Source organism: Rhizobium sp. BK060 (genome assembly GCF_014193145.1).
Taxonomy (GTDB): domain Bacteria; phylum Pseudomonadota; class Alphaproteobacteria; order Rhizobiales; family Rhizobiaceae; genus Rhizobium.
Genome location: NZ_JACHYW010000003.1, coordinates 130,504 through 150,505 on the forward strand (window position 1 = coordinate 130,504; position 20,002 = coordinate 150,505).

Genomic DNA, 20,002 nt, shown 5'->3' on the forward strand with positions numbered 1-20,002 from the left:
CGAGCTTGGGGCGGCGGCCTGCAATTTCTTCACAGGGACGTTTCCAACGTTGGTGTGTATCGCACCCAACGTCAATCGCTTCGATTTAAGACGTGATCTGAACGGTGCGGTAAAACTCATAGCCGAGCCTGGATCGTCGGGGATCGTACCACTGCATTGAAAGTCCAGCGTTTCGGATCACGCCCCTATTCGACGATACCCATCACCAGCACTTGGCCTACCCTCTGCAACCCCGGCCCAGCGCCGGGCAGGCCAAGCGCTGACCGTCTACGGCTCCGAATGTAGAATGCCGACATAGCGACCAGCATTCCGTGTCGATCGAAAGATCGCCAACACAATTCCTAAACTCACCGTCCTCAGGGTCCACACTTACGCGACAGCGTCCTGCATTACCGCTAGGATATCTAGGCCGGTTTCTCGGTCGTCTCCGCCGGCCGGGCCGGCGGAGACGCTCGCTCACCTATGCGATCTTCTCATTATGGCTCCCCCCGCGAAATTCGAGGGGCTGGCGTCACATGAGTACAATGAGTACTCAAGAGCACCCACTTGTACTTCCGCATGTGTCGCACTTCTCGCAAGTGCCGTTGCGCACCATCGTAAAGTTCTGGCACTCGGAGCACATGTTGCCGGTGTAACCCTGCATGATGGAGCGGGCACGGCGTTCGGCTTCGACCTTCTTGGCTTCCGTCTTGGCCGATGCCGCGTCGGCGGCCGCCTTGTCGGAGAAGAGGGCGGTTGCCTGCTGCTGGGCCTCAGTCGTAACTTCTTCGATCACTTCCTCGGCGATCTCTTCGGCTAGTTCCTTCGCCCGCTCCTCATAGTCGCGCTTGAAAGCGACGATTTCGGAGCTCGAAATGGCGACGGTCGGTTCGATCTTGCGGGCGGCAGCACCGGCAAAGGACGTCACCGTGGCGCCAGAGGAGGCACGCGCCGGGGCTGTGGTGGCGGCGCCCTTCGGCTCGCCGCCGGCCTGACGCTCGTTGCCCGTTACCAGCGTCGGCTTGTAGCCGCGCGTCCAGCCGGTCGAGACGAGGTTCGTCTTGCCTTCCTGGATGCCCTTGCCGAGCGCCGTGTTCGAGAAGTCCGACGTGTCGACATGTGCCAGATCGTGGCGGCCGAGATAGGACACGGCGAGTTCGCGGAACACGTAGTCGAGGATCGACGTGGCGTTCTTGATAGCGTCATTGCCGATGACCATGCCGGCCGGCTCGAACTTGGTGAAGGTGAAGGCCTCCACATATTCTTCGAGCGGCACGCCGTACTGCAGGCCAAGCGAGATGGCGATCGCGAAGTTGTTCATCATCGCACGGAAGGCGGCCCCTTCCTTGTGCATGTCGATGAAGATTTCGCCGAGGCGGCCGTCGCCGAATTCGCCGGTGCGCAGATAGACCTTATGTCCGCCGACGGCGGCCTTCTGGGTGTAGCCCTGACGGCGGTTCGGCAGCTTCTCACGCTCGCGGGTGACGCGTTCGACCACACGCTCGATGATCTTCTCGGTGATGGTGACGGCCTGGGCCGCGACCGGCTGCTGCAGCAGTTCCTCAACCGCATCCTCGTCGCTTTCGTCCTCGATCAGCGAGGCGTTCAGCGGCTGCGACAGCTTGGAGCCGTCACGATAGAGGGCGTTCGCCTTCAGGCCGAGCTTCCAGGAGAGCATGTAGGCGCTCTTGCAATCCTCGACGGTGGCTTCATTCGGCATGTTGATCGTCTTGGAGATCGCACCCGAGATGAAGGGCTGGGCAGCTGCCATCATGCGGATGTGGCTCTCGACCGAGAGATAACGCTTGCCGATCTTGCCGCACGGGTTGGCGCAATCGAAGACGGCGAGATGTTCGTTTCTCAGGAATGGTGCACCTTCCAGCGTCATCGCACCGCAAACATGGATGTTCGCAGCCTCGATGTCCTTCTTCGAGAAGCCGAGATGGTCGAGCAGGTTGAAGCTCATGTCGGCGAGCTGCTCGTCGGAAACCTTCAGCGTGCCCTTCAGGAAGTCGGTACCGAGCGTCCACTGGTTGAAGACGAACTTGATGTCGAATGCCGACTTCAGCGCGGCGTTGATCGCCTCGACCTTCTCGTCGGTGAAGCCCTTGGCCCTCAGCGTCGAGGGGTTGATCGCAGGCGCCTGGTTCAGGTTGCCGTGACCGACTGCGTAAGCTTCGATCTCGGCGATCTGGCTTTCGGAATAACCCAGGGTGCGCAGCGCCTCTGGAACCGCACGGTTGATGATCTTGAAATAGCCGCCGCCGGCGAGCTTCTTGAACTTCACCAGTGCGAAGTCGGGCTCGATGCCTGTTGTGTCGCAATCCATGACGAGCCCGATCGTGCCGGTCGGCGCGATCACGGTTGCCTGGGCATTGCGGTAGCCGTGCTTTTCACCGAGCTCGAGAGCCTTGTCCCAGGCGCTCTTGGCATGGGCTACGAGATCCTGGTCCGGGTTTTCGGAATGGATCAGCGCGACCGGGTTGATCGACAGGCCTTCATAGCCCGAGCTCTCGCCGTAAGCGGCACGGCGATGGTTGCGGATGACGCGCAGCATGTTTTCGCGGTTCGGCTTGAACATCGGGAACGGGCCGAGCTCGGAAGCGATTTCCGCCGAGGTGGCATAGGAAATACCGGTCATGATCGCCGTCAGCGAGCCGGCGATGGCGCGGGCTTCGTCGCTGTCATACGGAATGCCCGAGGACATCAGCAGGCCGCCGATGTTGGCATAGCCGAGGCCGATCGTACGGTATTCGTAGGAGAGTTCGGCAATCCGCTTCGACGGGAACTGTGCCATCATCACGGAGATTTCGAGAACAACGCTCCACAGGCGGACGGCGTGCTCGTAGTCGGCAATGTTGATGCGTTTGGTGGCGGCATCCTTGAACTGCATGAGGTTCAGCGAGGCCAGGTTGCAGGCTGTGTCGTCGAGGAACATGTATTCCGAGCACGGGTTGGATGCGCGGATCGGGCCGGCTGCGGGGCTGGTGTGCCAGTCGTTCATCGTCGTGTTGAAGTGCAGGCCCGGGTCGGCCGATGCCCAGGCGGCGTAGGAGATCGACTCCCAGAGATCGCGGGCCTTCAGCGTCTTCATGACCTTGCCGTCCTTGCGGGCGGTCAGGTTCCAGTCGCCGTCGTTTTCGACGGCGCGCAAGAAGTCGTCCTTGATCGAGACCGAGTTGTTCGAGTTCTGACCGGATACGGTGAGGTAGGCTTCCGAATCCCAGTCGGTGTCGTAGGTCTTGAATTCGAGGTCTTTGTAGCCCTGGCGGGCGAACTGGATGACGCGGCCGATATAATTCTCAGGAACCTGATCCTTCTTGGCAGCGCGGATTTCGCGCTTCAGGGCAGGGTTCTTGTTCGGGTCGAAGCAATCGCCCCGAGTGGCTTCGGAGCCAGCCTCGCAGTTGACGCAGGCCTTCATGATCGCCTTCAGGTGCTTGGCGACGACCTTGGAACCGGTGACAAGGGCAGCGACCTTCTGCTCTTCCTTCACCTTCCAGTTGATATATTCCTCGATATCCGGGTGGTCGATGTCGACCACGACCATCTTGGCAGCACGGCGCGTTGTGCCGCCCGACTTGATGGCGCCAGCTGCACGGTCGCCGATCTTCAGGAAACTCATCAGGCCGGAGGAGCGGCCACCGCCGGAAAGTTTTTCGCCTTCGCCGCGGAGATAGGAGAAGTTGGAGCCGGTACCGGAGCCGTACTTAAAAAGACGGGCTTCGCGAACCCACAGGTCCATGATGCCGCCTTCGTTGACGAGGTCGTCTTCAACAGACTGGATGAAGCAGGCGTGCGGCTGAGGATGTTCGTAGGCCGACTTCGACTTGGTCAGCTTGCCGGTGAAAGGGTCTACATAGAAGTGGCCCTGGCCGGGGCCGTCGATGCCATAGGCCCAATGCATGCCGGTGTTGAACCATTGCGGGGAATTCGGGGCAACGCGCTGGGTAGCAAGCATGTACGCAAGTTCGTCTTTGAAGGCGAGGGCGTCTTCCTCGGACGAGAAGTAGCCGCCCTTCCAGCCCCAGTAGGTCCAGGTGCCGGCAAGACGGTCAAAGACCTGGCGGCCGTCGGTTTCGGAACCGTACTGTTGGTCCTTGGGAACATCCTTCAGAGCCGCTTCATCGGCAACCGAACGCCACAGGAAGGAAGGAACGTCGTTTTCCTCGACCTTCCTGAGCTTGGCTGGAACGCCGGCCTTGCGGAAATACTTCTGCGCCAGGATGTCGGCAGCGACCTGGGAGAACTGCGCCGGAACATCGATATTCTCGAGGCGGAAAACGATCGAACCGTCCGGGTTCTTGATCTCGCTCGTCGCCTTGCGGAATTCGATATCCGCGTAAGCGCTCTGTCCTGCCTTCGTGAAACGGCGTTCTATGCGCATTTGCCTAACCTCTAGCTTGCGCGCCCCGTCCCCGTTTGATCAAGGCGCAAGTTTCCACCTCCGGCGGCGCCGTGAGGAGCGCAGCCAGTTCTCGTTTCCGTATCGTCACAGGAGTGTCATCGGAGATGGCTTTCCTGTATCTTGTGGTGATGGTGGCTGCAAACACTAAATATAGTATTAACAGCTTATTATCGCCAGCCCCCCGATGTCACTTTTTGGAAGATAAAAATCGCGCACGAAGCCCCTCATGGCGATCATCCTTCATGGATGCAACACCCTGATTCTACGCTCGATTTTTGAAGAGAACCGGCCTCGTTAATTCCGGTCCAACTGCCGCAGCAACATCGGAACCCATTAAGTTGGAAACTGGCGATTCCGTCAAGGGGTTGTTTTTAACGAACCGTTCACCACAACATATTGTGGATCGGGCTGTGGAGAGTGGGGAAAACAAAGTCGTGCAAGAAATTCAATGGGTTGCGAGCTTTAGTCGGCCCAGAGCCTAAAAAATCTAAGAAAAGTTGCGACCGTGTTGATTTGGTTGCAGCTTTTGCCGGCCAAATGCGGCAACCGATTCGTTTGAGGCCAATTTCGGTCATAATGCGTCAATCGCAATTGTCACCGTTGCGATACCTATAGGCTGTCCGTTTTCATCCTTGATGACAAAGCTTGCCTGCGTTTCCAGTAATTGTGTCTGCTCATCGCGCTCAGCCCGGTCGATAAATATCTCGTCGGAATATCTCGGAAATGTTTTCAGGAACTTGTCTTCATCGCCTTGCCAATAGTCGGTGGTCATCGTGCCCTGGCCGACATTGAGTCCATGACGATCGGTTACAAAAAATTCGATGATGGTGCCCTGCGAATCATCCTGCTTGGATTTCAAATATCGTGACACCGGCTTGTTGAGCAGGCGCCTGACCATCTGCCACCCGCCACTCTGGACCTCGGAGCGGTAGGTATTGTCCAGCACCTGGATGTTCGCGTCACTGATATTGCCGAGTTTGGCGTTCTGGTCCTCGATCGCCTTCCGGACGATCGGCGTATTCACCATCGGCTTAACGACTGTCTCGACGTATTCCCGTACGACGGACACATAGGCCGGTTCCGCCGAAGTGGCCAAAGGCGAGAGACAGAGGCCCAGCCCGAAAGCCGCAACCGTCCCGACGTAGCCCCAACGCATCATATTCGTTCCAACGTCGCGCCCCGCGACTAAACTTCTACCCCGGTCCGCAGCGCAACGCCGTTGCCGCGCGGGACGGTTGCTTTGAAGGATAAGGTCTGAGGGGGCGGCGCGATAGCGGAATCCGATGAGTTAGTTAAACAAAGATTGGTGCAATTTGAAATTGTCACCGGCCTGTCAGGTTGCGCCGCGAGTCGCGCTCAGCCCCGGCCGGCCTTGGAGATCGGTTCCTGATAGGTGAACCCCATATCCCAAGGGAAATAGATCCAGGTGTCCTGGCTGACTTCCGTGACGAACGTATCGATCATCGGAACACCCTGAGGCTTCGCGTAGACGCAGGCAAAGTGTGCCTTGGGCAGGATCGAGCGAACTTCCGAGGCCGTCTTGCCGGTATCGGTGAGGTCGTCGATGACGAGGACAGCTTCGCCTTCGTCAGCGGTCAGTTCCGGCGCGATGCCCTTCAGGAGCATCATTTCGCCCTGGTTCACATAGTCGTGGTAGGAGGCAACGCAGACCGTTTCGATCAGCCTGATGTTGAGTTCGCGCGAGATGATCGCCGCTGGCACGAGGCCGCCACGCGTGATGCAGACGATTGCCTTGAAATCGCGCTTCAAACCAGCAAGGCGCCAGGCGAGCGCACGCGCGTCACGGTGGAACTGATCCCAGGAGACGGGAAAGGCTTTATCGGGAAGGGACATGGTTTGCTCCGCGGCATGAATGATGACACGCCGTTTGCCGGCGGCCGGACAAGGCATTCCGCGATCGGCCAAACGCAAATCGCGCAGCCGAGACTGCGCGATTGGAGGACCGAAGCCGGAGCTCGTCATCGGTCGCCGCAATTAACGGATTCCGGGGGCAAAACGCAAGCCCCTCGTGATTCTTATCGCGACAGCAGCGTCAAAGCAGTCATCGACTGCAGCAGCGTTTTCGTGGTGCCGCCGAAAATCATCTGCCAGAGTCGCGAATGGGTGTAAGCACCCATAACCAGCAGGTCGATGCTGCTGTCGGAGAGACGGTTTTCGATGACAGTCGACGCGGATTTGTCCGCGCTTTGAGCGGTCGCCAAGGTGACCTTGACGCCGTGGCGGGAAAGAGCCGCTGCGATGTCCGCGCCCGCGACAGCCGCAGACTGGAGTGCATTGTCGACGGGATCGACGGAGAAAATCTCGACTTCGTCGGCGGCTTTCAGGATTGGCAAGGCGTCGAACGCCGCGCGCGCTGCCTCCCTTGAGCCGTTCCAGGCGATGAGAACACGTTTGATCGACTTCGGCTGGCGCAGCACAAAGGGGATCAGCATGACCGGGCGACCGCTTTCGAAGAGAAAGTTGTCAATGTCGACATGACTGTCCGACGGTTTTGCCGGATTGGCCTGCGACGCGATCAGCAAGTCAGCACTTCGCGCGCTTTCGATCAACGGTGCCGTGCCGTAGCCGGTGGATGAGGCGAAGCTACGCCATTCAAAGGAGATGCCTTCAGCCTGCGCCTTCCTGCGGAAGACGCGCTCTACTTCGAGGGTTTCCGCACGCGCCATGTCCTGAAGCGCCTGCACGGCGACGGGGTCGGGTATCTCCATTGGTGCCACGAGAGGCACGACCGCGACGGTTTCCGCATGAAGGCCGATAACGTGGGCATTGGTCTGCGCGGCAATGGCGAAAGCAAAATCGGCCACGGCGGTGGTGTTGTCGACGGTGTCGAGAATGGCAAGTATCGTCTTGTAAGACATAAACAATTCTCTCCTTACGCGGATGAAATCGGCTAATCTTCAACGAGAATGCGCCGGCAAGGGCGCCGGTGCCTTGATGCATATCAACGGCGAGCCGGGATCTCCTTTATTCTACGCCTCTGCCGAGCGGTTTTCAGCCACCTCCTTTGTTTGACGGATGGTCTCGATCATGGCGCGCACATCAACTCCCGCGGCATCGACCGCATTCTGCGAGCGGCTTCGTACGACGATTTCAGTCGAGAACGCCTGGCCGACATAGCGGGGGTAGGAGCCGATACTCGTCTCCGGGTGGGCTTTCTGGATGGCGGCAAGCGGCGTGCCGATGTCGCCCTCGCCGTAAGGGCAGGAGATGCCGAGCGAGAGCACGCGCGTGCCGGTGCGCAAGGTCGGTATGACCGCGTCGACCATGGCTTGGAAGACCTGCGGGACGCCGGCCATGACGTGAACATTGCCGATGACGAAACCAGGTGCGGTCGAGACCGGGTTGGCGATATGGCGCGCCCCTCTGGGCATGCGGGCCATTCTCTTTCTGGCATCGGTAAATTCGAGCCCACGGCGCGCATACATCTCGCCGAGCAAGGTCATTGCGTCAGCATCGTATTCGCAAGGCAGCCCGAACGCTGCGGACACAGCATCGGCGGTAATGTCGTCATGGGTCGGCCCGATGCCTCCCGACGTGAAGACGTAATCGTATTTTGCGCGCAGGGCATTCAGGGCCTCGACGATCACATCCTCCTCGTCGCCGACGATGCGGACCTCTCTGAGATCGATGCCGCAAAGCGTCAGCATATCCGCCAGATGGCCGATATTCTTGTCCTTGGTGCGGCCGGATAAGAGTTCGTCGCCAATGGCAAGCATGGCGGCGGTGACAACTGTCTCATTGGTCATTGGAAATTTCCGAACGTTTGGATCCCAACATAGGTAGCGCCCTTCGCCGGTCTTGCAAACCGTGTCACCGCCGCTAGGTCACGCAACTGGCTCCAAGTATTTTTTCGTCTATGGCCATTGAACAGTGCGTTCTGCCGCGTGGGGCTATGTTGATTACAGCGCGCTGCTAAGTTTCCACCGCCTACGAATTCAAACGCAAATTCCCTGATGGAGATAAGTAAATGGCGAAGGTACTCGTGCTCTACTATTCGGCCTACGGCCACATCGAAACCATGGCATATGCCGTCGCCGAAGGCGCAAAGTCGACTGGCGCCGACGTTGTTGTCAAGCGCGTTCCGGAACTGGTTCCAGACGAAGTTGCCAAGGCGTCCTACTACAAGATGGACCAGGCTGCGCCGATTGCAACTGTCGATGAACTTGCTGATTACGATGCCATCATCGTTGGTGCCGGCACGCGCTTCGGAACGGTTGCGTCGCAGATGCGCAATTTCTGGGATCAAACGGGCGGCCACTGGTTTGCCGGCAAGCTGGTCGGCAAGGTTGGTTCGGTTTTCACGTCCTCGGCAACGCAACACGGTGGTCAGGAGTCCACCATCCTCGGCTTTATCCCCACCTTCCTGCATCAGGGCATGATCGTCGCGGGACTTCCCTACGCTTTCCAAGGCCAGATGGGCGTTGATGAAATCAAGGGCGGCTCACCCTATGGCGCATCCACGATCACGGATGGTGACGGATCCCGTCAACCTTCGGCGATCGAGCTGGAAGCGGCAAAGTATCAGGGCGCTCACGTCGCCAAGATTGCCGCAAAGCTGGGCTAATCGGCTCTCTTCACCGGCAGGCGCGGCCATTGGGTTCGCGCCTGCTTGCACTGCGCAGACAAAGTCACCGACTGCGCATCAGCCGTAGAGATCGTGCAGTTTCACTGCGTAGAAAAGAAGCGGTATTCCGAGAACCGCAATGGCGATCATGAATGCCGTTCCCGCCCTGAACAATTTGAGACGTCGCGTTCTCGTGCCATCCCAATCGTAAACCATAGCCTTACTCCCACAAGACAAGCCTACAACTATGCGCAGCCCCAACCGCGGTCCTTCTGGCGTGCGCATACAAGCACATTCGCAAGCGAGGATAAAGGGTGGTGGCCGGCTGCCCTGGATGTTGATACAGTCTGGCCCTGATGGTGCGAGCGACGGGGATCGAACCCGTATAGCCTAAGGCCGAGGGATTTTAAGTCCCTTGCGTCTACCAGTTTCGCCACGCTCGCGTTCAACGATCGCAATAACTTAGCGAATCTGTTTTGGGAAGCTCTGCACACCCAATCGTGGCGCAATTTATCGCCATATATTGAAATGCTGCTGCATGTCTCGATGCACCGGCGATTGGCTTCGCTACGGACCGCACCCTCGATGGTGGCGAGGTATAGTGAGGCGACATCGTGTGCAGCGGTCGTCCGTGGTTCTTCCAGCCCAGCAGGGAGCCAGATCGGGATACCTTTCAGTGCAAGCATGCCGGACAACCAAACGTCATCGACTGCCCATATGACTTCAGGGATGTCATACGCGATATCATCGAAAAACTCTGGACGCACGACGGCACCGCCGAGCCCTTGAAGCACATCCACGTAGCCGCCCTTCGCAACCAACGTCGGCATCGGTTTCGGCTGGTCCAAACGCAACACTATGGAAGCGAACTTATGCCGTAGTCGGCGGGCGCGGAGCAAAAGATCCATTTTCCGTCTGCGCACTGCTTTCGGCACAATGGCGGAGGGTTTCGCAATATGGGTTGGCACGTCCTTGCCGATCAGGGCTACGCATTCCGCTGGTCGCTCGTCCTGTGCCGCGAACAACTGAGAGGCCCAATTGGGCGAGAACACCTTGTCGTCATCGCAGAACAGAATTTGTGCCTTTTTCCCACGGAGCTCGCGTGCGGCAAACAGCACCTTAGATGCAGGTCCCATGTCTTCTTCAGGTCGAACTATCGTGATCCCAGTGGGCACGGATGGAACGGATCCGTCGTAGTCAGGAAACCGCCGATAGCGTTTGGGCACGTAGAGCCGGATCTCATCCACTGCGCCGTTCTGCTTAACTAGGCTGTTAAGGGTCGGTGCAAGCTTGGCGAAACGTGGAGGGATGGTAGAGAGCGAGATGATGCGCAATGTAGTGGACATGCGGAACTGTAAGTCATTGATGGGAAGTTGGGTGGCACTATGCCATTCCGAGTTGAGTTAAGTCAACCAAGCCGACCAGTGAGAACGAGTGGGATAGGCGTGGCATCTGAATTCGGCGCCGTGCCCAGCCGACATTCAAACGTTGTGCGAACGAAAGGGTTCTTGATCATTTTTCATCTAATCTGCGAGCTATATTGAGAAAAATAGCTTGTAAAAAATGCAGCGTATGAATTGCGACATCTTGCGATTGGCAGTTGCACCATGCTTTTCCAGCGAAGACTCAGCCGATTAGTCGTCACCAAGCAGCTGCGTTTTTATCTCTGAGGTGCCAGCTGTGGATGTTGCGCACACGCGGGCAGCGAATATTCCCGCAGATGCGCCGAGGATCTTGACGAGCGCGTCGTGCAGGCGCGCGTGGCGCGTCGGCGACAGATATTGCAGATATTCGATCGCCAATGCGCCAAAGATTAGGAGAACGGCGACCGCGAGCCAATGCCTGGGATAGGCGACCGCGAACATGAAGCCCACCAACAAATAGGCGAGCGCGCGGTCGAGATTGACCGAGGTCACGGTATGCGGCCGCAGCCCGATCGGCGACAGCGTGACGAAAATAATGGCCGCGAGAAGCAGCCAGGCAGCCGGCTTTGCAAATTTACTTGATATCATCGGGGCGATGTAGCCGCATCGTGAGCGAATTGATAGCGCACAATTGCGTTATCCGACCAGCTTTGGAACTCCGATTTAAAAGATGACTTTTGAAGTAAACAATATCGTCGGATATGGGCTTTCTCGCTCCGCTCACTTGTGCGATAGCGAGAGCAAAACAGGAATGGACGAACGACCGTGACCAGACAGGATGTCGAGAGCGCCAAGGCGGCCATGCGCAGCCTCTTTCCAGCAACGCCACTGCAGCTGAACGAGCACCTGTCGGCGCGTTATGGCGCCGACATCTGGTTGAAGCGTGAAGATCTTTCGCCGGTGCGCTCCTACAAGATTCGCGGCGCCTTCAATTTCTTCCGCAAGGCGATCGCCATGGGCGCTGGCGGCAAGACCTTCGTCTGTGCCTCGGCCGGCAACCATGCCCAGGGCTTCGCTTTTGTCTGCCGCTATTTCGGCGTGCCCGGTGTTGTCTTCATGCCGGTAACGACGCCGCAGCAGAAGATCGACAAGACTCGCATCTTTGGCGCCGAGTTCATCACCATCAAGCTGACGGGCGACTTCTTCGATCAATGCTACCAGGCCGCCCGCGATCACGTCGAGGCGATCGACGGTGTCATGGTGCCGCCTTTCGACCATGCTGATATCATCGAAGGGCAGGCGACGGTCGCTGCGGAAATCCTGCAACAGCTGCCCGAAGGAACGCTACCTGATATGGTGGTGATGCCGGTGGGTGGCGGCGGCCTTGCGGCTGGCATCACCGGCTATCTCGATGGCCTCATGCCGAAATCCGGCTTCATCTTTACGGAGCCGGCCGGAGCGCCGAGCCTGAAGCGAAGTATTGACGCGGGGCGCTTGGTGACGCTCACCAAGGTTGACAATTTCGTCGACGGCGCGGCGGTGGCGCGGATCGGGGATCTGAACTTCGCCGCCCTCGAAACATTCCCGACCGAGCAGGTCATGCTGATGCCGGAAAACGCGATCTGCGTGACCATTGGCGAGATGCTGAACGTGGAGGGCGTTGTTCTCGAGCCGGCAGGGGCGCTGTCACTGACCGCGATCGCTGCAATGGATCCGGAAGTGCTGAGGGGCAAAACGGTCGTGGCCGTCGTTTCTGGCGGCAACTTCGATTTCGAGCGCCTTCCCGATGTCAAGGAGCGCGCAATGCGCTACGCCGGCTTGAAGAAGTACTTCATCCTGCGGATGCCGCAGCGGCCGGGCGCATTGCGCGATTTCCTGAACCTGCTCGGTCCGGACGACGACATCGCCCGTTTCGAGTATCTGAAGAAGACGGCTCGCAATTTCGGCTCTGTCCTGATCGGCATCGAAACCAAGGCGCCGGAGAATTTTGCGCAACTCGTCGCGAACTTCGAGAATGCCGCCATCGGCTTCGAGGACATCACTGAAAACGAGATCCTCGCAAACCTCATCATTTAACTTTTCCGGCACGAGCTGCCGTGATAAAGGCGGAGTATGGCTTCGATCTTCTCCAGCATTTTCTCAATGTTTTCAGGCAGCGGCAAATCTGCTGACGCTCCGGCAGGCGTCTCTTCCGAGCCGCAGCTCTACGGCGACTGCACGATCTACGCCGAGCCGCAGAAAGAGGGCGGCCAGTATCGCCTTGCTGGCCGGATCGAGAAGACGGTCGGTGGAGAAGTCCTCGTGCGCAACTTCATTCGCGCCGACATGTTTGGATCTTCCGACGATGCGATCGAGTGCACGGTGCGCAAAGCGCAACAGATCATCGATCAGAACGGCCCGTCGTTGTTCAGCGATGGTGCAAAAATTCGTCAGGTCTGACCCGCTTCCGACGCGGTCTCTCCGGTGTCTGACGTGACGGTATTAATCCTCACGTAATCTTAAAGGATTGCGAGGAATCTTGGTGTTCGCAGCCTTGCAGGACGGCCACGTGCCTTACACCACACACGGACAGCCACTCATGTTCGCCGCCGCTGATTCTTCGCGCGGCGTGCCGCCTCTGGCGTTGGTGCGCTGGCTGAGGAGAGAGGCGCCTGATGCAAGCCTTTAATCTGCTGCTGTTTGTCATTGAGGCCGTTGGCTATTTCACGCTCATGGTGACGCTGCTGCATTTTCGCCAGCGCCTTGGCCTGGGTGTGTTTCTCACAGCCCTCGGCGTCATGCATTTCATGGAGACTTACCTCGCGGCCGTGTTTTATGTCGCGCTGCCATTCGGCGTTGCGTCGCCCGGATCGTCGGTGTTCTTCGCCGGCAAGCTGATGATGATCCTCATGCTGTATCTGCAGGAGGATGCTGCGACGGTTCGCCAGCCGATCTACGGCCTGTTTCTCGGCAATATCCTGACGGTCGCCGTAGCGTGGCTGCTTCAGTTGCATACGCCAATCGATCTGCCGCGCGGGGACGGCGCGAACTTCGATTTCCTCAAGGAAATGGGCTGGCTCATGGTCTGGGGAACAACGCTTCTGTATCTCGATTCCATCGGCATTATCCTCCTGTACGAGCGTCTCGGCCGCTATTTGAAGCGCAGGATCATCCTACGGTTCATGATCTGTGGCTTTGTCCTCCTAACCTTCGATCAGATCGGGTTCTTCGGTGCATTGCACTATTTCCTCGAGATTCCGGCCTCCGCCTTCTGGGACGGGTGGAGGGCAAAGATGTTCGCCGTCTGCATCTATACGGCGCTCTTTGCCGTCTACGAGATTTGGATACGCCGCGACGGCGTTCCCGCGAGCGTGCGGCCGATCAGCGATGTCTTCAGTGACTTGACTTTCCGGGAGCGCTACAACGACCTGCTGAACCGGACGGGTAGGGACGTTCTGACGGGTGTCTACGACCGTACGCGCATGGAGATGGAAGCGCCGGTCATGGTCCGCGAAGCGTTGCGGCAAGGGCAGTTGGCTACTGTGATCATTCTGGACGCAGACCATTTCAAGGACGTTAATGACCGCTTCGGGCATCTGCAGGGAGATGAGGTGTTGAAGGCGATCACGCTTCGCCTCGGGACCATTTTGCGATCGGCCGACCGCCTGTTCCGCTTTGGCGGCGAGGAATTTGTCGCGGTCTGCCCGGCAACCGACCATGCCGAGGGAATGCGACTTGCCGAACGCTTGCGCTGGACGATTGCAAGCAGCGTCAAGACGCCGGATGGCAAGCCGGTGACCGTCAGCATCGGCGTGGCGACAGCCGATACCGACGGCGTGAGCTTCACAACCGTCCTTTCGGCTGCCGATGAGCGGCTTTATCAGGCAAAGAAAGGCGGCCGCAATTGCGTTGTTGGCAAGCCTGGGCTTGTGAAGACGGGCTAGCGATTATCCGGCGCGGAAAATCTTGGCACCGGAGGGTGCGCCCGTCGCGCCGCCGTCGACCACGATCTCGATCCCTGTGACGTTGGTCGAATCACTTGAGGCGAAATAGAGCGCAGCCTTGGCAATTTCCTCCGCTTCGTTCATTCGTCCGAGCGGACTCATGCCGCCCAGTCGGGCTTCGAGCGCGGACATTGCATCGGCCGTGGACGCCATTGGCTGCCAGATCGGTGTCTTGGTGCCGCCGGGCGTCACCTGATTGACACGGATACCACGCGGTGCAAGCTCGGACGCCATATTGCGGGTCATGGCGCGCACAGCACCCTTTGTGGCGGCATAGGCCGACCAGCCAGGCGCACCGAGCACCGCATGCACGGATCCGTTGAGGATGACAGAACCGCCATCGTTCAGATGCGGAAGAGCCGATTGGACCGTGAAGAAGACGGCGGTCAGGTTGGTAGTGATGATGGCGTTAAATTGCTCCAGTGACGTCCCGCCAAGTGGCGTAGCACCACCAATACCCGCATTCGCAAAAAGCACGTCAAGCTTGCCGAATTTAGCAGCTGCTTCTGCAAATACCCGTTCCGTGGCCGCTACATCAGTAACGTCGAGCTTCAGCGCGAGCACGTTGCCGCCTAGCGCCTTTTCGGCCGCGGCGAGGGTCTCGGTATTGCGCCCCGTAATGATCACCCTGGCCCCTTCATCGAGGAAGACCTTGGCGGTCGCAAGACCGATGCCACTATTTCCGCCCGTGATGAGGGCGACCTTATTCTGCAGACGCATTGCATAACTCCTCTTGGAAATTTTCCTGATCTGGATTACGATCAACATCCATAAGGATTATGATTGTAATCTTGATAAGTCAACCGATCCCGGGAGAGAATTTCATGGGCCACTCACAGCAGGATAAGCGCAAGACGCACGAGAGGATCGTCGAGATTGCTTCGAAACGTTTGCGCGAGAAGGGTCTTGAAGGCGTCGGGGTCGCGGATCTCATGAAGGAGGCGGGGCTGACGGTCGGTGGCTTCTACAAGCATTTTGCGTCGCGTGACGAGCTGGTCGCCGAGGCGATGCAGGCAGCCTTTGGCTCCTGGGCCGCGAAAGTGCGGTCCGAAGGGCGGGCGCCGGCGGACATCGCGCTGGAGGAATATACGGCCAGCTATCTGAGCCGGGAACACCGAAACGATACGGCCGGAGGGTGCCCGTTCGCAGCCCTCACGGCTGATATCGCGCGCGGTGGGGAGAGGTGTCGATCGCTCGCGACCGATCAGATGAAGACGAACTTGCACAACATGCAGGCGCGCATGGCCGCGGCCAATGAAACAGAGGTGCGCCGCAAGGCGATTATCACGTCCTGTCTCATGATCGGCGCACTCGGCCTCGCACGCATCGCGAACGATGAAGTCCTCGCTAGCGAGATACTCGATACTGTAAAGGCTTTCGTGAACGAACTCGGCACAAAATGAAACGGCCGGTCAGAGCCGGCCGTTTTCAACATCAGTCTGGACACCAATTACGCGGCGAGGGCGATTTCCTCGGCGCGAGCCTTGGCAGCGCCAATTGCCTTTTCCGCAGCTTCCGGGCCAAAGGCGAGACCTTCGACGTAAATAGTTTCGATGTCGGTGATACCGAGGAAGCCGAGAACCGACTTCAGATACGGAACAGCATGGTTCATGCCGGCGGCCGGTCCCTGCGAGTAAACGCCGCCGGAGGCGAGAACGACGTAGACCTTCTTGCCGGTAGCAAGGCCAACCGGGCCGCTTTCGGTGTACGTGAAGGTGAGGCCGGCGCGAGCGACATTGTCGATCCAGGTCTTCAGCGACGAATAGATGTTGAAGTTGATGAGACCGGTGCCGATGACGATCGTGTCCGCTGCGAGCAGTTCGGCGACGAGCTCGTCGGAGGTCTTCACTGCGGCGGCTTCGGCGGCGGTGCGGTCATCGGCCGGCTTGCGGATGGCAGCGGTGAAGAGATCGTCGATATGCGGGAGCGGGTTGGCGGCGAGGTCGCGACGAACGACAGCGCTGCCCGGCTGCTGAGCCTTGATCTTCTCGACGAGGTCAGCCGCGATCGTGGTGGAAAGCGAGTCTACGCGCGGGCTGGAAGTCAAAAGCAGGATGGACGACATGATTGAATTTCCTCTCGAATTTGGTTCTGCGGCACGTCTTGGGAGCTTCGAGCCGCTGTTTCGAAGCAGAAAATAGGACTGGCTGGCTATCGAAAAAACTGTGATAATGTCGATCAAAAGCATCGATAGATTGGATGGTAAATGCTTCCGAATCCGACATTGGACCAGCTGCAGGTGTTTCTCACTGTTGCGGAAACGGGCAGCTTTTCGGCCGCTTCGCGCTCGCTAAACCGCGCTCAATCGGTCATCAGCTACACAATCGCCAACCTCGAGGCTCAATTGGAAGTGGCGCTCTTCGAGCGCTCCGGCGCAAGGCAGCCGAAGCTGACGGAGGCGGGCAAGGCGCTTCTTGAGGATGCGCGGCGGCTTGTCTCGGATCTCGAGGTGATGCGTGCCCGCGTGAAAGGGCTGAAGGAAGGGCTGGAGGCCGAAGTCTCCGTGGCGATCAGCGTCATGGTGCCGTCGCACGCGGTCGTCGACGTGCTGCGCGGGTTCCGTGACAAGTTCCCGTCCGTGGCGCTCAGTTTGACCGTGGGTGAACTCGGTGTGGTGATGGATCTCGTTTTGAGCGGCAAAGCAACGATAGGCATCGGCGGCGCTCTGCTGAAGCAACACGATGCGCTTGCAGCAGAACAAATCGGACATTCCTTCATGATGCCCGTTGCCGCGCATGATCATCCGCTGGCGAAGATCGGCAGACCGCTGACCCTGGCGGATGTCCGTGAGGAGACGCAGTTGGTGGTGACGGACGCGTCTGGTTTGACAAAGGGCCGTGATTTCAATGTGCTTTCCTATAAGACATGGCGGGTGAGCGACATTGCGACGAAACACTCCCTCATTCGCGGTGGGCTTGGTTGGGGCGGCTTGCCCGCCTCGCTTATTCGCAACGATCTGAGAAGCGGTGCTTTGGTCCATCTCGACTTGCCTGCTTTCGAGCAGGGAGAATATCCGCTCTATGCCATGAGACGGATCGCCAGCCCGCCTGGTCCGGCGGCAAGCTGGATGATCGAAGCGTTTCGGGTAAGGCTGGAGCAATGCCCCAGGCACGCCGATTTTACGGCCCAACTGGCTGAGCTATCGCCGCCCGATTTACCGATTGCCGCCGAGTAAGAGGACGCGGATTCCCGCGCCTTCCCATTCCGCGCTGAAAACCTCCTGAAGCTCACATCTAGAGTATCAGCCTGAACTTCGAGAATCCGTCAGTGCCTTCACCGGCGTCCTCGATCTTGACGCTCTCCACATCCGCGAGAAATTGCTTGGCTTTCGGACCGCTCTGGAAGACCGCCGTCGTCCCCGGCAGCGGTTTGAAGCTCCAGTTGCCGTCGGCCGACGGATTGATCGTCCCCTGCTCGTGGACGAAACGGACAATGACGTCGCGGTTCGTGTCCGGCGCCTGGAAGACGACCTTGTCGGCCGCAATTTCCGGAAACTTGCCACCGCCGCCGGCGCGGTAATTGTTGGTGACGACCAAGAATTTCTGCTTGAGATCAATGGGCTTACCGTCGAATTGCAGATTCTGGATGCGGTTTGCATCGGCATTGTTCAGCTTGCCGTCATCATCGAACCGGCGCGGCTGCGATAGATCGATCTGGTAGGTGACGCCGTCGATCACATCGAAGTTGTAGGATGGGAAGGCGTTGTTCAGCAGTTCGGCATCCTTTGAGCCCGGCTTCACCTCGTTGAACATGGCGGCTGACATTTCCAGCCAGTTCTTCACCTGCTCGCCAGTAATGGCGACCGCCTGGACTGTGTTCGGATAGAGGTAGAGATCAGCGACGTTCTTGATCGCGATGTCGCCGGCAGGCACGTCCGTATAGTAGTCCGCGCCGCCGCGGCCACCCGCCTTGAACGGCGCCGCCGCCGAAAGCACCGGCAGGTCCTTGTATTCGGTGTCGGCGAGCATCTGCTTGATGTACCAGGTTTGCGCCTGGCTGACGATCTGAACCGACGGATCGTCGGCGACCAGCGCGAAATAGGAGTAGAGCGGGGCTGAGGTCTTGCCGACGGGGGTGCGCACGTAAGCGAGCGTTGCCTCGTGCTCGGCCTTCGCAGCCTCGATGACGTCCTTCTTGTCGACCACATCGGCGACGACTTTCTTTTTGTCATCGCGGTGGTAGATCGGCCGAGCTTCGGAGGTGAAGTCAACGATCCTCCAGCCCTTGCCGTCCTTCTCCAGAAGGAGATCGATCAGGCCGAGATGCGAGCCCCAGAAGCCGGCCATGACGGCGGGCTTGCCGTACAAGGTGCCTTTCACCGGATCGGCGTTCTGGATGCCATCCCAGGTCTTGGGGCCGGGGAAGACAAGGTGCTGGTGGCCGGTGAAAATTGCGTCGATTCCATCGACGGCGGCGAGATGCAGGGAGGCATTTTCCATCTTCTCGGAGGCTGCCGCACCGTCGATGCCGGAATGCGAGAGCGCGATGACAATATCTGCCCCTTCCTGCTTCATGACCGGCACCCAGGCCTTAGCAGCTTCGACGATGTCGCGCGTCTGCGCCTTGCGTTCGAGGTTCTTGATATCCCACAGCATGATCTGCGGCGGCACGAAGCCAATGAAGCCGATCTTGACCATGTTCTCGTTGCCGGCACCGTCCCTGATGGTCTTTCCGACGATGATGTAGGGCTTGAAGAACAGCTCATCCTTCGTCGGATCCGATGCGAGCTGGCCCTTTGTCAGGTTTGCGCAGACGAACGGAAAGTTTGCCCCGTTCAGCACCTTGAACATGAAGTCGAGGCCATAGTTGAATTCGTGGTTGCCGAGCGTGCCGACGGTGTAGCCGAGCGTGTTCATGGCCTTGATGACGGGATGCACATCGCCGTCCTTCATCCCGCGCTGATAGGCCATATAGTCGCCCATCGGGTTGCCCTGCAGCACGTCGCCGTTGTCGATCAGCAGCGAGTTGGCAGCTTCCGCCCGGATGTTGTCGATGATCGTCGCGGTGCGCGCCAGACCCATCGTATCGTTCGGTTTGTCGGCATAGTAGTCGTAGGGAAAGACGTTGACGTGAATGTCGGTCGTTTCCATCAGGCGCAGATGAGCCTGATTGGCGGCTGCGCGCGCGCTAAAGGGATGAAGCAGGACGAGTGCAGACGTGGCAGCGATGCCGCCAAGCAGAGAGCGACGGGTCATTGGTGGCAGATCGAGAATGGAAGACATGAAAACTCCTTCGAAAATCACGCATCGCCCGGCCCGCGGGCGAGATTATGGTGATTTGCGAAGGAGTAAACCCTGAAAATGACAGGGCGATTATCGCGTCAGGACTGGTTTTACCTCCTTGTGGAAGAACCGGAAATATGACGCCACCTGCGCGCGGGCATTGGAATTCGGATCGAACTGAATTCCCAGACGGCCATTGTGGCTCCAGCGGATGATGCCGTGCAGCGTGCCGAGATCATCGGCAAGAACCTGTACACGGCTGCCGGAAGCGGCATGAATCGGCGCCCGGATTTCGACGGCCATGCCGGTAACCGACATGTCGAGGATGCGGGCATCCACTTCTTTGGTGAGATAGCGGACCTTACCGAATATGCGGCAGGACCGGCGTTCGGCCTTGCGGGTAATGATAATCAGATTGCGCTGCATGTTACGCTCCACCAGAAACATACAGATGAATTCTA

The 20,002-nt window shown here is 58.7% G+C and carries 16 protein-coding genes, 1 tRNA gene and 2 pseudogenes; 6 read left to right on the plus strand and 13 right to left on the minus strand.

The window, feature by feature from the left end; genetic code table 11:
• Positions 1–532: 532 nt before the first annotated feature.
• The 5 genes from FHT71_RS04430 to FHT71_RS04450 form a co-directional block, all read right to left on the minus strand.
• Positions 533–4,366 (minus strand): vitamin B12-dependent ribonucleotide reductase, encoded by a 3,834-nt coding sequence (locus tag FHT71_RS04430; RefSeq protein ID WP_183719074.1) that lies wholly within the window; start codon positions 4,364–4,366, stop codon positions 533–535.
• 592 nt (positions 4,367–4,958) lie between these two features.
• A complete protein-coding gene (locus tag FHT71_RS04435; RefSeq protein ID WP_132594563.1) occupies positions 4,959–5,546 on the minus strand; it encodes a hypothetical protein in 588 nt (195 codons plus the stop codon).
• A 197-nt stretch (positions 5,547–5,743) separates the two neighbouring features.
• Positions 5,744–6,241 carry a xanthine phosphoribosyltransferase gene (gene gpt / locus FHT71_RS04440; RefSeq protein ID WP_132594561.1) on the minus strand — a complete coding sequence of 166 codons (498 nt, stop codon included), beginning with the start codon at positions 6,239–6,241 and terminating at the stop codon, positions 5,744–5,746.
• 182 nt (positions 6,242–6,423) lie between these two features.
• Positions 6,424–7,266, minus strand: coding sequence for a universal stress protein (locus FHT71_RS04445; RefSeq protein ID WP_183719076.1), 843 nt, complete (start codon positions 7,264–7,266; stop codon positions 6,424–6,426).
• A 111-nt stretch (positions 7,267–7,377) separates the two neighbouring features.
• The gene (locus FHT71_RS04450; RefSeq protein ID WP_132594557.1) at positions 7,378–8,154 is read right to left on the minus strand and encodes a competence/damage-inducible protein A; all 777 of its coding nucleotides are present in this window, start codon (positions 8,152–8,154) and stop codon (positions 7,378–7,380) included.
• Positions 8,155–8,375: 221 nt separating this feature from the next.
• On the opposite strand from FHT71_RS04450, the gene wrbA reads away from it, so the two are divergent.
• Positions 8,376–8,972, plus strand: a complete 597-nt coding sequence (gene wrbA, locus FHT71_RS04455) for an NAD(P)H:quinone oxidoreductase type IV (protein WP_007792676.1) — start codon at positions 8,376–8,378, stop codon at positions 8,970–8,972.
• 78 nt (positions 8,973–9,050) lie between these two features.
• Here wrbA and FHT71_RS04460 read toward each other — a convergent pair whose 3' ends face one another.
• The 4 genes and pseudogenes from FHT71_RS04460 to FHT71_RS04470 all read right to left on the minus strand — a co-directional run bounded on the left by FHT71_RS04460 (position 9,051) and on the right by FHT71_RS04470 (position 10,984).
• Positions 9,051–9,188 carry a hypothetical protein gene (locus FHT71_RS04460; RefSeq protein WP_007792673.1) on the minus strand — a complete coding sequence of 46 codons (138 nt, stop codon included), beginning with the start codon at positions 9,186–9,188 and terminating at the stop codon, positions 9,051–9,053.
• A gap of 141 nt (positions 9,189–9,329) precedes the next feature.
• Positions 9,330–9,415, minus strand: a tRNA-Leu gene (locus FHT71_RS04465).
• A gap of 600 nt (positions 9,416–10,015) precedes the next feature.
• Positions 10,016–10,318 (minus strand): annotated as a pseudogene (locus FHT71_RS32255) (glycosyltransferase family 2 protein); the annotation flags it as partial.
• Positions 10,319–10,606: 288 nt separating this feature from the next.
• Complete coding sequence (locus tag FHT71_RS04470; RefSeq protein WP_007792808.1) at positions 10,607–10,984, minus strand: VanZ family protein; 378 nt, start codon at positions 10,982–10,984, stop codon at positions 10,607–10,609.
• 177 nt (positions 10,985–11,161) lie between these two features.
• Between FHT71_RS04470 and ilvA the strand changes: the two genes are divergently transcribed.
• The 3 genes from ilvA (at position 11,162) to FHT71_RS04485 (ending at position 14,259) form a co-directional block, all read left to right on the plus strand.
• On the plus strand, positions 11,162–12,412 hold the full coding sequence (ilvA, locus tag FHT71_RS04475) for a threonine ammonia-lyase (RefSeq protein WP_132594553.1): 1,251 nt from the start codon (positions 11,162–11,164) through the stop codon (positions 12,410–12,412).
• A gap of 36 nt (positions 12,413–12,448) precedes the next feature.
• A complete protein-coding gene (locus FHT71_RS04480; RefSeq protein WP_183719078.1) occupies positions 12,449–12,775 on the plus strand; it encodes an HlyU family transcriptional regulator in 327 nt (108 codons plus the stop codon).
• A gap of 212 nt (positions 12,776–12,987) precedes the next feature.
• On the plus strand, positions 12,988–14,259 hold the full coding sequence (locus FHT71_RS04485) for a GGDEF domain-containing protein (protein WP_183719163.1): 1,272 nt from the start codon (positions 12,988–12,990) through the stop codon (positions 14,257–14,259).
• 3 nt (positions 14,260–14,262) lie between these two features.
• Here the strand turns inward: FHT71_RS04485 and FHT71_RS04490 are convergent, their stop codons facing one another.
• Positions 14,263–15,039 (minus strand): SDR family oxidoreductase, encoded by a 777-nt coding sequence (locus FHT71_RS04490; protein ID WP_132594548.1) that lies wholly within the window; start codon positions 15,037–15,039, stop codon positions 14,263–14,265.
• A 104-nt stretch (positions 15,040–15,143) separates the two neighbouring features.
• On the opposite strand from FHT71_RS04490, the gene FHT71_RS04495 reads away from it, so the two are divergent.
• Positions 15,144–15,722 (plus strand): TetR/AcrR family transcriptional regulator, encoded by a 579-nt coding sequence (locus tag FHT71_RS04495; protein WP_132594546.1) that lies wholly within the window; start codon positions 15,144–15,146, stop codon positions 15,720–15,722.
• A 47-nt stretch (positions 15,723–15,769) separates the two neighbouring features.
• Here FHT71_RS04495 and FHT71_RS04500 read toward each other — a convergent pair whose 3' ends face one another.
• Positions 15,770–16,384, minus strand: a complete 615-nt coding sequence (locus FHT71_RS04500) for an FMN-dependent NADH-azoreductase (RefSeq protein ID WP_007792820.1) — start codon at positions 16,382–16,384, stop codon at positions 15,770–15,772.
• A gap of 141 nt (positions 16,385–16,525) precedes the next feature.
• On the opposite strand from FHT71_RS04500, the gene FHT71_RS04505 reads away from it, so the two are divergent.
• Positions 16,526–17,494, plus strand: coding sequence for a LysR family transcriptional regulator (locus FHT71_RS04505; RefSeq protein WP_007792823.1), 969 nt, complete (start codon positions 16,526–16,528; stop codon positions 17,492–17,494).
• 58 nt (positions 17,495–17,552) lie between these two features.
• Here FHT71_RS04505 and FHT71_RS04510 read toward each other — a convergent pair whose 3' ends face one another.
• Complete coding sequence (locus tag FHT71_RS04510) at positions 17,553–19,541, minus strand: bifunctional 2',3'-cyclic-nucleotide 2'-phosphodiesterase/3'-nucleotidase (RefSeq protein WP_132594542.1); 1,989 nt, start codon at positions 19,539–19,541, stop codon at positions 17,553–17,555.
• Between the two features lie 99 nt (positions 19,542–19,640).
• A pseudogene (locus FHT71_RS04515) lies at positions 19,641–19,967 on the minus strand (PilZ domain-containing protein); the annotation flags it as partial.
• Positions 19,968–20,002: the final 35 nt, after the last annotated feature.